General features: G+C 56.9%; 10 protein-coding genes. 1 reads left to right on the plus strand and 9 read right to left on the minus strand.

Features of this window, described 5'->3' with window-relative positions; translation table 11 throughout:
* Window positions 1-4: 4 nt before the first annotated feature.
* Together M2394_RS19910 and M2394_RS19915 are read right to left on the minus strand one after the other, a co-directional pair.
* A complete protein-coding gene (locus M2394_RS19910) occupies window positions 5-1,453 on the minus strand; it encodes an amino acid racemase (RefSeq protein WP_259173926.1) in 1,449 nt (482 codons plus the stop codon).
* Entirely contained in the window at window positions 1,450-2,712 is a 1,263-nt protein-coding gene (locus tag M2394_RS19915; RefSeq protein WP_259173930.1) for a dicarboxylate/amino acid:cation symporter, read from the minus strand. The genes M2394_RS19910 and M2394_RS19915 overlap by 4 nt, the downstream gene beginning before the upstream one ends.
* 180 nt (window positions 2,713-2,892) lie before the next feature.
* Between M2394_RS19915 and M2394_RS19920 the strand changes: the two genes are divergently transcribed.
* Complete coding sequence (locus M2394_RS19920; protein ID WP_176998601.1) at window positions 2,893-3,792, plus strand: LysR substrate-binding domain-containing protein; 900 nt, start codon at window positions 2,893-2,895, stop codon at window positions 3,790-3,792.
* A gap of 155 nt (window positions 3,793-3,947) precedes the next feature.
* Here the strand turns inward: M2394_RS19920 and M2394_RS19925 are convergent, their stop codons facing one another.
* From M2394_RS19925 to M2394_RS19955, 7 genes are all read right to left on the minus strand, one after another.
* Entirely contained in the window at window positions 3,948-4,190 is a 243-nt protein-coding gene (locus M2394_RS19925; RefSeq protein ID WP_176998600.1) for a hypothetical protein, read from the minus strand.
* An 18-nt stretch (window positions 4,191-4,208) separates the two neighbouring features.
* Entirely contained in the window at window positions 4,209-4,511 is a 303-nt protein-coding gene (locus M2394_RS19930) for a hypothetical protein (RefSeq protein WP_178921455.1), read from the minus strand.
* A 24-nt stretch (window positions 4,512-4,535) separates the two neighbouring features.
* A complete protein-coding gene (locus tag M2394_RS19935; RefSeq protein ID WP_259173939.1) occupies window positions 4,536-4,784 on the minus strand; it encodes a hypothetical protein in 249 nt (82 codons plus the stop codon).
* Between the two features lie 98 nt (window positions 4,785-4,882).
* Window positions 4,883-5,209 carry a hypothetical protein gene (locus M2394_RS19940; RefSeq protein ID WP_259173940.1) on the minus strand — a complete coding sequence of 109 codons (327 nt, stop codon included), beginning with the start codon at window positions 5,207-5,209 and terminating at the stop codon, window positions 4,883-4,885.
* Between the two features lie 266 nt (window positions 5,210-5,475).
* Window positions 5,476-5,847: a hypothetical protein gene (locus tag M2394_RS19945; protein WP_259173943.1), complete on the minus strand. Its 372-nt coding sequence runs from the start codon at window positions 5,845-5,847 to the stop codon at window positions 5,476-5,478.
* 335 nt (window positions 5,848-6,182) lie between these two features.
* Window positions 6,183-6,611, minus strand: coding sequence for a contact-dependent growth inhibition system immunity protein (locus M2394_RS19950; RefSeq protein WP_258709673.1), 429 nt, complete (start codon window positions 6,609-6,611; stop codon window positions 6,183-6,185).
* Window positions 6,608-13,690, minus strand: coding sequence for a filamentous hemagglutinin N-terminal domain-containing protein (locus M2394_RS19955; protein WP_259173954.1), 7,083 nt, complete (start codon window positions 13,688-13,690; stop codon window positions 6,608-6,610). The genes M2394_RS19950 and M2394_RS19955 overlap by 4 nt, the downstream gene beginning before the upstream one ends.
* Window positions 13,691-13,709: the final 19 nt, after the last annotated feature.

The following is a 13,709-nucleotide window of genomic DNA, read 5'->3' on the forward strand; positions in this document are numbered from 1 at the left end:
ACACCTATCGATCAACGCTCACCTGTGACAGCCGGATGCACTGGCGCGCAAGGATCGTGGTGGGGTCCACCAGCGCCACGCGGTGACCGTTGATCTCGAAAGCCTCGCTGTGGGCCAGTACCAGCGGCAACTCGGTGCAGCCGAGGATCAACACCTTCGCCCCTTGCTCACACAAATGCTCGGCCGCCAGCAGCAATTGCTCGCGGCAGATGCCTTCAGTAAACCCCGCCTTGATCCCCCGCTCACCGTAGATCGCCTCCATGACCAGCGCCTGGTAGTCAAAGCCCGGCGTGATCAGCTGCAACCCCACACGCCGCGCCGCGTGGTGATAGACCTGGCTTTGCACCGTGCCGGAGGTGGCCAGCAGCCCGACCGCCTGGCCACTGCCGTAGTGCTGCGCGATCCACTCCACGGTCTCGCTGAGCATGTTGACGATGGGCACGCGCAGGTGCGGCTGGAGGCACTCGACAAACGCATGGGCGGTGTTGCACGGAATGGCAATGGCCTGGGCGCCAGCGCTTTCCAAGCGCTTGCAGGTGGCGTACAGCGCCAGGGTCGGGTCGGTTTCATCGCGTAGCAGGTTGGCGGTGCGATCGGGAATCTGCGGGTTTTGCTCGACCACCATCTTGATATGGTCCTGGTCTTTGCCAGCCGGCGTGTGGGCGACCACCTTGCCCATGAAGTCCACGGTGGCGGCCGGGCCCACGCCGCCGACGATGCCCAGCTTGAACGGCGGTTGGCGCGCCGGGCCATCGGCCTGGGTGGCGAAGTCAGCGTAGAGCTGGTTGATGTCGAGCGCGCTGATGCCGCGCCGCTGCAAGTCGCCGCAGACCAGTGACAGCTCGGTCATACCCGGCACGATCAGCGTGGCGCCCTGTTCCTGCAAGGACAGGCACGCCTGGTACACGCCCTCCAGCGGTACGCCTTCCAGGTGGCCGTCCTTGATGCCGTTGACGCCGTACATCGCCTCCATAAAGGCCGCCTGCGCCTCGGCGTCGGGGTACAGCAAGTTGAAGTGCTGGCCGAGGTGCTGTTCAAACAGGCCGCAGTGGCGCACGAAGTCTGATGCAATCACGCCCAGGCGCGTGCCAGGCGCAACGCTGCGGGTGATGTGCCGGACCAATGCTTGCATCATGTCCAGCACGGGAGTACCCAGCTCCTGCTGGATCTCCTCGCGAAAGGTCTGGCTGGCGAAACACGGCAGCAGCACCGCGTCCACGCCGCTGTTCTCAAACGTTTTGCACACCTGGAACACGTAGAACTTGCGCGACGTCATGCTGGCGTTGCGGTCCAGCGGCAGCAGCACATCCTTGAACGGGTGCTGCTCAAACAGGAAGTGATAGCGGCCCTGGTCCTCCAGCACCACCCGGGACTTGACCAGCTTGTAGAACAGGTCTGCCCCGGCCAGCGAGCCCAGCCCGCCGACGATGCCCAGCCGTCGGGTACTGCTCATGTGCGCACCGCCTGTGGCGCTTCGGCGGGCTCTTCTTCGGCCTCCGATTGCGCCACCACCGCCGTGGCGATGCTGTTGCCAACCACGTTGGTAGCGGTGCGGGCCATGTCGAGGAACTGGTCGATGCCAATGATCAGCAGCAAGCCGGCTTCGGGCAGGTTGAACATCGGCAAGGTTGCCGCCACCACCACAACCGACGCCCGGGCGACGCCGGCCATGCCTTTGCTGGTGATCATCAGCGTGAGCAAAATCAGCAGTTGCTGGGTGAAGCTGAGGTCGATGTTGTAGGCCTGGGCGATGAACATGATCGCGAAGGCCTGGTACATCATCGAGCCGTCGAGATTGAACGAATAGCCCAGCGGCAGCACGAAGCTCGACACGCGCTTGGGGGCACCGAATTTTTCCAGGGCCTCCATGGTTTTCGGGTAGGCCGACTCGCTGCTGGCGGTGGAAAACGCCAAGAGGATGGGCTCGCGAATCAACTTGCCGAGGGTGAACACCGAGCGCCCGAGGAACAGGTAGCCGGCCGTGAACAGCACCCCCCACAACAGAACAATCCCCAAGTAGAACTCGGCGATAAGCTTGGCGTAATCGGCGAGCAGGCCCAGGCCGTTGGTGGTGATCGCCGACGCAATCGCCGCGAACACGCCGATCGGCGCGAAGGCCATCACGTAGTCGGTGATCTTGAACATCACCTTGGCCAGCTCATCCACGGTGTCGGTAATGCGCGTGTAACCGGCGCGCTTCACACCCGCCAGGGCAAAGCCGAAGAACAGCGAAAACACCACGATCTGCAGGATCTCATTGTTGGCCATGGCTTCGGCGATGCTGCGCGGGAACACGTGGCTGATAAACGCCTTGAGGCTGAAGTCACCGGTATTGACCGGCACCGCCGCCGCCGCGTTTTGCACCACTTGCAGGTTCATCCCCGCACCGGGCTGGAACAGGTTGACCAGACCCATGCCCAGCAGCAATGAGACCAGCGATGCCGTCACAAACCACAGCATCGCACGCAGGCCAATACGCCCCACCGAACGCGAACTGCCCAGGCTGGCGATGCCGCCCACCAACGTGGCGAAGACCAGCGGCGCGATGATCATCTTGATCATGCGCAGGAAGATGTCGGTGACCATCGAGAAATACCCGGCCAGCTCCTTGGCGCCCTGCTCGCTCCCTGCATAGTGATGACACGCCCAACCCACCAGCACGCCCAAGGCGATGCCGGCTGCAATTCGACGGGGAAGTTTGTTGTGCTTCACAGTGCTGCCCTCATGTGGTTTTTGTTGTGTGGGTGATGGGCAGAAATTCTAGGGACAGCTCACAGGCCTCTTGATGAGTAATCCGGCTAACCCCATGCGCTTTTGGAATAGTTAGCGAAAAGCCACGCCTGGCCTGGGCGCGGCGGCATACACTCAAGGCTCACACCCTGGAGACCGGGCATGCAGATCAAATGGTTGGACGACCTCTTGGCCATCGCCGAGTGGAAGAATTTCTCCCGCGCCGCCGAAGTGCGGTGCGTGACCCAATCGGCGTTGTCGCGGCGCATCCGCTCACTGGAAGAATGGGTGGGCGCCGAACTGGTCGACCGTGGCACCTACCCCGTGCAACTCACCGCCGCCGGCCAAGCTTTCTGCACCGAAAGCCGCGACGCCCTTGCCGGCCTGATGCGCCTGCGCGCCAGCCTGCGCGAAGTGGAACGCATGCCCGGGCGCTCGATCCAGGTGACAGCGGGACACAGCCTGTCGATGACCTTCCTGCCCAAATGGCTGGCGCAGTTTCAGCGCCAGACCGAACAATTCAATGCGCGCGTGGTTGCCGCGAATATTCATGACGCGGTGATCGCGCTGGAAGAAGGCAGCTGCGACCTGATGATCGTCTACCACCACCCGCTGGCGCCGATCCTGCTCGACCCGCAACGCTTCGGCAGCCTGGCCCTGGGGCACGATGCATTTATCCCGTTGTGTGCTCCGGATAAACGCGGTCGCCCGCTGTACCGCTTGCCCGGAACGGCCGGCAAACCGGTGCCGCATTTGGCGTACACCGCGACGACTTTTTTGGGGCGAGTGGCTGAAATCGTGATCAAGAATGGGCCGTCACCCGTTGTGCTGGAACGCTGTTATGAGGCGGATATGGCGATGTTGCTGATGCGTATGGCCATCGAGGGCTATGGCGTGGCGTGGCTGCCGCAGAGTGCGGTAGTGGATGAATTGGAGCGAGGGGTGCTGGTAAGGGCTGGGGGGGAGGAATGGAGTACGCGGTTGGAGATTCGCTCGTATTGCGCGGTGGAGAATCAGAATCCGACGATGAGGAAGTTGTGGCGGGCGTTGGAGGGGCTCTGAATAGAGTGCGACTGAAATCTCGTTGAAACCGCTGGTGATACGTCTTCTGGGACGCAGGCGCTTAAAAAGTACTGACTCGCTCTAACCCGGACTTGCTAATTGCTAGCGCACCTGGAACACGAAAGTTAGTCGCGCCGGACAACTATCATGACCCATTACTGTTGAAAACCAGGCTCAACTATTTCTCCATTCGAAAAGACAGAGACTATAGATCCTTCCCAGCCATAGACAATCATACCTTTATCAACATGCTCCACCTCGAATCCCGTTTCAAAACACCCTCCTTGCCCAACAATGTCAACTGACGCTCCAGGCTTAATCAGGTATTCTTCAGCCCAGGGCTCGATAATAAGCAGCATCACTGCTTCACTTCCATTGATGCAATTAATTCTCTGCATAGACTTCGCTCCCACCTGCTAACATTTCCCTGGCCAACGCAATACAATGCCGCCACCTTGAAAGATAGATTTTCTTTCAAAATCAATCATATCTAAAATTTTCTGTAATTTTTCTGGATCAGCAGCAGCACCGAAATGATAAGCCAGCTTCGTAGGGGTTTCTTCAGACTTTTTCTTAACGACCCAATAAGGAATATAAAATCGTCCTTGAAGGATAGCCTCTAACCAAAGCGGCTCAGCGTCTGCCACCATCTCAAAATAAGGTCCATATGTCAGATCTACACATACAAGAACCCGATTACCAGACACACTGTGAATCATACGCCCCCCCTATTTTAGCTCGCGCTAATCCGAATCGATCAAGTCAAGTATTGCTTGCAGCTTTTCCACATCTACCACCGGGCCAAAATAGTACTCAGCCCCTCCGAGAAACTGTAAATCTTTGGGCTTGCCTATCCAGTAAGCTACGTAATACTTTTCATCTAGCAAGTCTTCAAGATCCATACTGTCTTCGTAGCTCGACACGCGAACATAGGGACCATACGTAGGGTGTTCGATCAGGAAGATTTTTTGGCCGGTTATCGAATCAATCATGCTGCCCCCTTTCTAGCGCGTGGAGTTGGAGTATAAAACACTGTCACATATCTCTCGCACCTTCTAAAAAACACAAGTATTTTTAGTGCTACGACCCTTCAACCAAACAAATTCAAATGGATAATCTTACGCTTTGATGCCACTAATATATTCATAAGCCTGTCAAACGCTTCAGAAACAAAACCTACCTCCTCTGGGGACAGTAGCACATTCATTATCTGCTGCTCACTCGGGCAGTCATAAACATCGATAGCAATCCACCCCTTAGACCAAAAATCGACGGTTACGAGTTTGTTCAGACCTTCCAACTCAACTCTTTCAAGGTCCCCAAACTCTCCATTGGCAAATGACGAGCGCTCCAACATAAAATCACCCAACAATGACTTAATTTCATCACAAAACTGGTCAACTTGCATAAAACTCACGAATGCGTCACGCCAGGAAAGTTAGTTGGGTTGGATTGTCAAAGCAGGGGAAATCAATGATCTGTAGGAACAGGGGACACATATGGTCAGCCATGAATTTGGAATTTTCCCTTGCAATGGATTCTGAGCACCGGCATACGCTCCACGACCATCACATTTGTTCCCCTTAGCCCCGCGATCTAAATTAATAGTTTTACCGGCATAGTCCACACTGAACCTTAGTGTTTTGAAAAAGCCAGCATTCGCCTTTGCAGCAACGAATCAGCTTATCTCGGAGAAAATCTTCTATGCAGAAATTCTTTATAATTTTCAGGAACCACACTTATTAGCTCTTCCAACTGGTCACCACGAGCTAAAGACCAATCAACTATTGACTCGACAAAGTAGTACAAATGCTCAGGGCACACTCTCAACTCCAATTCAAAAACTCGAAAAAACTCTAAAATACTTTGAAATGAGTTTTCTTGCACCAGAGCCCGACCTAAAGACTCGTACGCAGATATACAATATGAGTTTTCAATAATGCCATCCATCCCGCCTAGGTCTTGCAATGAGTCCTCCAAAACTTCGGCAGAAAGGAAAGGCAAAGAAACCAGCCACAAAACAAACCTTTTTAAACATTCATCGGCCAAGAACATTGTCGAGATCCTTTATTAATTGTTTAGCGAAATCAATATCACGCTAACTGTAAGGATATTTGCCCGGCGGCTGATTATTTGCATTCCTGACTAGTTCACTTAGTCTATTGCTGACCTCGATACCTTTTGCTCATGGCCAGCAGGAGATAACATTTCGCCTGTAGCTTTTTCATAACGCACAGCGTCGGCCAATCCGCCGTTTCCGACCCTGCTACCAGTTTTAACCGCACCGTAATACGAAGTCAGAATCTTTTCAAACTGATCGCTATCTGCTGGCCGATAAGTAGGCCCAAATCCACCCTTGGGCGCATCCACGCTAGCTTTTGCACCTTGTGTCATTTACCATTAAGCGCTGCCAGCAGTTTCCTCTCTAGCGCCTGAGCATATTCGACATATTCGACAGCGCGAGGCTCCGCAGCAATAAGCTCTTTATCTCGCCGCAGAATATTCAACATTTTTTGCGTCAGCAGTAAATTCTTCGCCCAGACTGCCTCCGATAATTTTGAGGTTCCTTTTAGCAACTCGGCGTCATCCAGAAATCCTACCAGCACTTCCTTATCCAACTCGCGAACCACGACAGGCAATAATTCCGACGTATACATATCTTGCCTGACCGATCTGCAAAGGTCGCCGATCTCAAGCTCGTTTATCGGAGTGTCCAGAATCGACCTGTGCCATGACTCCAGCGCAGACTCATCAGAATCAGGCTCAACTTCCCACTTAAAACCATTACTCTCATCTATTTGACGAAATGTCTTTTTCATATACCCGCACCATTTAGAGAGTCAGAAATACGTTTTAAAGCATCCAAAGCTGCCTGTCGGGCCGCTTGCGCCTCTGGGTTACTTACATTCTTAAGCGTTTCTGCATGGTTGGTAAGCCCTCTTATCCGCTCCTGCATTTCGTTCAAATGATCATAGTAACCACTGCCATTTTTCCGAGGAACTGGATCTCCAGCCATGTCTTTCAATGTACCTTCGATATCATGATCTTTGAAGTTTTTTATTATGTTATTAATTCTAGCAATCGCTTTCTGCTCTCCCTGACTCAACTTAGTCGCAGAGCTTCCAGCCTCTTTTGCACCGGCTACTATCTCCTCTGCCGCAGCTCCCGTATCCCCAACAACTGCACCGCCAGCATTCGCACCAATCTCTGACGCGCCACCTGCACCAGCCCTGGTCCCCGCCCCAGCCAATGCTTCACTTGGAGACTTGCTGAACATCCCAGTGATTCTAGCTATGAACCCCTCAGCAGCCCCGACCAACAATTCGGGGACAAGCCCCATCAGGATGAATAACGATATTTCCGCTTTGAGCTTATCGACGTCAGACGGCGTATTCTGCGGTGGCAAGCCATGGTCATTAAACTGATCGGTAGGGTCAAGGTGAAACCCCTGATCATTGTACTTTTCCGCCGTGCCGCCAATCAGGCTACCTGTCGCCGGGTTTCCACCTGCGGCTCCCGCAGCAATCAAACCAATGATCTGCGCTGTTCCGATCTTCAGCTGGCTTCCCGCATCGCTTAGGTCAGCCGCCTCAAAGCGTGAGCTGACATACTCTGCCAACAAGCCATTCGCAATGGGTGTCAGCCCTTGAGCCACACCGCCTGCAATTGCTCCACTGGCAAAACTCTCTCCGCGAGCCTTGGCGATCAAGCCACCCAATGCCGCATGCAGTACCAGCTTCTCAGCTATTTTGGGGGCAACGTCCAGATTCGCCGCCAAGTCACCAATTTTCTTGTTCCCAATTGCGGCACCTAGCTCAATGCCTTCACCAATGAACGCCTCCCCCAGATTCGAACCTAAGCTTCCGCCGGTAATGACTGTAGAAACGCTGCCGTTGATGAGTGCATGGGTGCCACTTCTCAGGAGAGTATCGGCCCAGTTTTCCGGTTTGAGCATGCTTGAGGCGTAGCCAGGATTCTGTATCGGCCCGCTGGAGACAACTGTTGAGCCGCCATTAGTCGCTCCACTCGCATCGGAAAACCACTTGGTGTCTGCGTAGTCGATTAGACCCGCCGTCACGCCCGCAACAGCAGCGTTTTTCAAGCTGCCCGCACTGAACGTTTCTTTCACCGCCAACCCAAGATTGCCCTTGTTGTTGATGGTGCTCGTGACAGCAGTTGTCCCCAGGCTTGTCGCCACGGCCAAGTTGGCGCCCTCTAACCCGAAACCTGCTGGGCCCATGATGAACGACATCAAGATTGCGATGGCAATCTTCGCCCCCGCCCCCAACCCGGAAGACTCGTACTTGAAGCTATCGTGAATTTCCTTGACCTGACGCCAATCGATGTCGCCACGCGCTTCTGCTTGCTTCATCCAGGCGAGATTCGGGTCGGCTTGAACCATCGCATCAATGGTTTGACTGACGCTCTGCTGGTCGACTTGTTTGATGTCGATTCGCACGCCTTCAACAGCCTTGATCACCAACTTACCCTGAGCAATCAGGGCGCTTTGCCGTAGCGTCTCGTCTGTCTTTCCTTCGCCCTTCATCTTGTACCAAGCCAAGTCGCCCTTGCTCTTGGTATGACTCTCGTCGTGATAGTCCTTCACGCCCTCGAACACGATGCGGCCACCGCTCTCCAGCGTCAGGTCCTTACCGCTGTCCAGGGTTGCCACTTGGTAACGCTGATCGCCGCCACTTTTGAGTGTGAGATTGCCACCCGTCTTGATTTCACTCCCGACGTTCGTGTGCTGCGTTACCTCATCGCGTTTCGCCGCATTGCTCCCCCAACTGCCCTTTTTGGTCATGTCATAAAGGGAGTAGTCGCGGTTGAGCTCTGCCAACAAATTCAACTTGTTCCCGGCAGCCAGATAGGCCTCATTTCCGGCGTCGATCTTGCTGGAGACCATCGTCACATCGTGCAGCGCAGCGACTTTTACATCCCCACCGGCCTCAATCGTTGTGCCCTGCTGCCGAGCATGCTCTTCTTCCTGATTGATCTTCTTGCCGCTACGCTTGTAGCGATATTCGCTCGACTCCTCGTTGGCAGCCGCGAGGAGGTTCACGTCACTGCCTGACAAGTTGACGTCGCCGCCGGCTTTAACGTGACTGGCAACCATCGTCAGTTCATTCGTCGCATTAACCTCAAGATCTTCACCGACCTTAATCTCACTGGCGTGCTGCACCGTCTGGCTTTGATCCCAGAAATGCCGTTTGTCCTGGCGCATCGACCCGGTTTCTTCGCGAGCCGCCGCGATAACAACATCGTTACCCGCGCTCAACGACGCGCTCTTGCCTGCCGTAATGGCCCCGCCCACGTTCAGCAGGTCGCGAGCGGCATGCATCGTCAGGTTGTTTCCAGCTTCAATGCTCGCAGCGCTATCTACGACTGCAGTCCTGGAGCTGAAACCCTTCCCACTGTTCTCAACAGTGGTGATGGTTCGGTCGTTGCGGATATCGCCGGTCAACGTGTTCAGCTCAACATCCTTGCCCTTGAGGATGCCGCCCTGGATGTTCACCAGGTCCTTGCCTGCGACCAGCTTGAGCTTTTCACCAGCCTCAGCCAGGCGTGTATTCACCAGATTGCCGCCCGCCGCTGCCGACAGGCTTTCACTGGCGCGCAAGGTCCCGGCGTTCTTCAAGTCCGCACCGGCAATCAGCGTCACATCCTTGCCTTGAATCAGCGCGCCATCCGCCGTCAGGCGATTGTTCGCCTGGGCCATGTACAACACGGGCACCAACACGTGTTCACCATTGACCACCTGGTCTTCCATCCAGACGATGTCGTGGGTCAGTGCGGCGACTTGTTGTGAGGTGAGGCTTACACCCACGGAAAGGTTGAGTTGATCCTTGCTGGCAATGGCATTGTTCATCAGGTACTTGAACATGCCTTCATCGGTGGTCTGGCCAGCGATGAAACGTTGGCCGGTTCGGGCAGTGACGGCTTGTTGGATCAGGCGCTGTTCGTAAAGGCCGTCACCCAGGCGTTTCCAGCTGGTTTCGGGGTCATAGCCGAGGTGGCCGAGCAGGTAGTCCGAGCTCATGAATTGCTTGAGGTCGGTGAAGGCAGAGTTGGTTTCGACCAGGTATTTAGGGCCAACAACCACGCGGCTGGCGTCCGAGCCCTGGATGTTGGCCTTGCTCAGGTCCTGGCTGTTTTTGGCGGCAGCGGCGCTATCGACCACATGGAACAAGCCATTCGTACCGCTCGGCAACGTGAAGCCTGGCAGGGTGGTCGGGTTGACTTGTTGCTGTGCCAGGTCGGGTGGCAATTGCGGGTTCAGCACGACCACGGCGGGTTTGGTCACCGCTGTGGCGCCGCCTTTGTCCGGAACAGGTGTAGGCGGCGCGAACTGTACGATGCTGCTGTTTTCCAGTTGCTGAGTAGCCAAGATACTGACGTTGCCACCCGCTTGAATCACCGAGGCGATCGGGTCGCCCGGGGTCACGGTGGTGGTATCACCTACCAGGCTGAAGGAGTTGAGTGCGCCAACCGGCAATACCTTGGGGTTGGGTTGGGCGTTGTAGGGGTAGATCCAGTTCGCACGGAAGCGGTCATCGGTACCGTCAGTTATGCGGCCTGTGTTCCAGGTACGTGTGCGCGTGCTGGTGCCGGTAGTCGCGCCGATGTTGGCGAAGTTGTCAGCAGTGATCAGCAGGTCCCCGCCCGAAGCCATGGTGCTGTATTTATTGAGCACACTTGACCCCTCGACGGTCAGCTTGGCGCCACTCTGGATCGAGGAACTGGCTGAATCCGTTGCCACCACACTCTTGGAGACTTCGTGTGCCACATAGTCGACGTTGTGATGGTCGCCACCGCAGTCGTAGCAGGTCACGCTGAGGTAGCCCGAGACCGCCTCGTCGACGGTGCTGAATACGTCCTTGCGGTTGATGACGCTGTCGCTGCGCACCAGCACATCGTTGGTGGCTTCGATATGGCTGGAGATGTTTTCCAACGACGCACTGCGTGCCACACCGTCGCGAGCCATCATGCTCAGGCCGCCCAGGCTGTAGATATCGGCGTAGTAATTGGTCAGGTTCTTGAAGCGCAGCGCCATGTCGGTGCCGCTGAAGATCAGGCCATGGTCGTTGCGCACGGCTTCGGCGTTCAGATCCACCTTGCCGGCACCACCGAGGGTACCGGTGTTGATGACGTTGGTCGCGGTCAGGGAGAACGCCCCGCCGCTGGTGATACGCCCGGCATTGGTCCAGGTGTCGCCCTGACCGGTGAAACGCTGGCTGGCGGCAAGCTTGCCGGTAGCGGCCTGGTTGAACTGGCCTACGGTGACGTTCAGTACAACGGCTTGAACGTCGGTACTGTTATCCCACTTGGCCGCATCGATGGTCAGTGTGCCGGCAGTGGCGACGCTGCCTCCGATGTTGCTGAACTTCGCCAGATCGACGCCAAAGGTTCCGGTGCCGACGTGCTGGATATTGCCCCCCGCGTTATTGAAGCTGGCCATGCGCAACGAGACGTCATGGTTAGCCGCTTCGATCATGCCGCTCTGGTTATCCAGCAACTGCGCACTGGCCACGCTGGCGGTGCCTTGTTGGCCCAGGGAACGTAACTTGCCGTTCTGGTTGTTGATGGAGGCGGCGTCGATCAGCAAACCGCTGCTGCCCTCGACCAGGCCTGACTGGTTGCTCAGTGCGCCGGTCAGGCCGAAATCGATGGCGTCGCCGGCCGCGCGGCCTTGGGTGTTGTTGAGGTCGTGAGCGCGTACCACCAGCTGTTGCTTGGCCAGCAAGGCGCCGCCCTGGTTGTCGAGGGTGGCGGTGGTGATCAGGGCATCGCCATTCAAGGCAGAGACCTGGCCGCCGTTGTTGAGCACGGCCTGCTGGGCACCGAGGTTGAGCGACTGAGCCTGAATCAGTCCCGCCTCGCCGGGCGTGCTGAGCGACTTGCCGTTATCCAAAACAGACGCCAGGGTGGCCTTGAGTTTACCCGCGACACTCGCCAAAACGCCGCCACGGTTATCGACGCCGTCAGCATCAATCGTGAGGTCGTCCGTTTGCGTGATGACGCTACCGTCCCGGTTGTTGAGCCCCTCGCTCAACGTAGCGGTGATACCGCTCTGGCTGAGCAGGCTGCCGGTGGTGTTGTCCACCGCACCGCCGTTGATCGTCAGGCTCTGCTGGGTGCTGATAATGCCTTTGCCGGTGTTGATCAATTGCTGGTGCGCCGTAAGGCTCATGGCATTGGCGGACGCGATGTAGCCGTCAAGACTGTTATCAAGGGTGTCGGCTACCAGCGTGAGCTGGCCCTGGCTGATCAATTTGCCGCCTTGCTGGCTGAACGTTTTGGCCGTGGCGAGGATGTCTCCTTGACTGGTGATCTGACCCTTGGCGTTTTCAATGGTCGTGCCATCAAGGGTCAGGGTGTTTTTGGCGGTGATCTTGCCGCTGGTGTTGTCGAGGCTGGCTACATCCAGGCCGAGCGTGTCCTGGCTGCTGATCACGCCATCAGTGTTTTTTACCGCCGCCGCGTTCAACGTTTGCTCGCCGCCGCTGGCGAGCGTGCCTTTGTCTCGGTTATCGAGCATGCCGCTAAGGGTGGTCTTGACCGCGCCCTGCCCCGTCAAGGTGCCGCCACGATTGTCCAGATCCTGCGCGTCAAGCGTCAGGCGGGTGTTGGCTGAAAGCATACCCGCCCGGTTGTCGAGTGCTTCGGTGGCGGTGGCCTTGAGGTCGCGGCTGGCGACAACGCTTTGGCCACGGTTGTCGATGCGCTTGGCGGTGAGCACCACGTCACCCGTCTGGTTGCGGGTGTTCTCCGGGGTGACGCCGGCTTCAATCATGCCCAGGTTTTCAAGCTGACCCGCACTGGTCAGCGCAACGCTGTCTTGGGCAGCGATGGCACTGCGATTGGTCAACGTGCCTTGAGTGGTCGCTTCAACACGGGTGCCGGCGTAGATCTTGCCCTGAGCGTCGAGGCTCTGGGCCTTGATGACAACCGCTTCGGCGGCGGTGGCTTGCACCAGGCTCAAATGACCATTGGCATCCAGCTGCATGTCGCCACCACTGGCGAGCATCTTGCCGTCGAGCTTTACCCCCACACCGGCTTCACTGCTGACCAGCTTGATTGCGCCGGCGTACATACCGCCCAACGCCGAAGAGTCGATGGCCAGTTGAGGGGCGGTCGCCGGGTCAGCGGCACGCGCCGTGGTTTTGAGGGTCTTGGCATCGACGTCATTGGCGCCGGCGATGATCGCCAGGTTCTTGGCCTGGATCTCGGCATTGAGCTTGGCCGAGCGGGTGATGATTTCGAAGCGGTCGATATTGTTGGCGTTAAGCCCGGCGCCCTCGATGGACACGCCGCCCTGGTCGACCTGATAACTCGATACCTGGCCGTTGGTAATCACCGCCTTGCCGGTGGTCAGCGTCGCTTGCGGTGTGTTGATAAAACCGCAGCCGTTGCAAGTGATGCCGTAGGGGTTGGCAACGATCACATGAGCCGACTGCCCCGCCACTTCGGTGTAGCCGCGTAGCTGGCTCGGACTGCCGCCGTTGACTTCATTGAGAATGGTGCTGGCGGAGCGACCGTTGAGGTTGCTGTTGCCGAGAATGATCCCGCCCAACTGCGTGGACTCGGTGCGATTCGTCGCGTTGTTGAGGATGAGTCCGTTGGCGCCAACGTTGTAGTCCTTGAACTGGTTGTGCGACAGCCCGCTGGCATTGGGTGCAGCGATATTGACGATGGGCACGCCATTCGCTGCCTGTCCCAGGCTGGTGCCGGGTGCGCTGACCACAATGCCGTCCGCCTGCGCCAACAACGGTTGCCAGAACATGGCGTTGGCCAGCACCAATGCCAACCCGCGCTTGGGCATGCCCAGGAAGGTAGAGCGGCTTTTTACGGCCGCAGAAGGTTGGCGCGCAAGGAAGGCGAACTGGCGAACGTCCATGTGATGTCTCGATGCCCAA

The organism is Pseudomonas sp. BIGb0164 (assembly GCF_024810135.1).
Lineage (GTDB): Bacteria > Pseudomonadota > Gammaproteobacteria > Pseudomonadales > Pseudomonadaceae > Aquipseudomonas.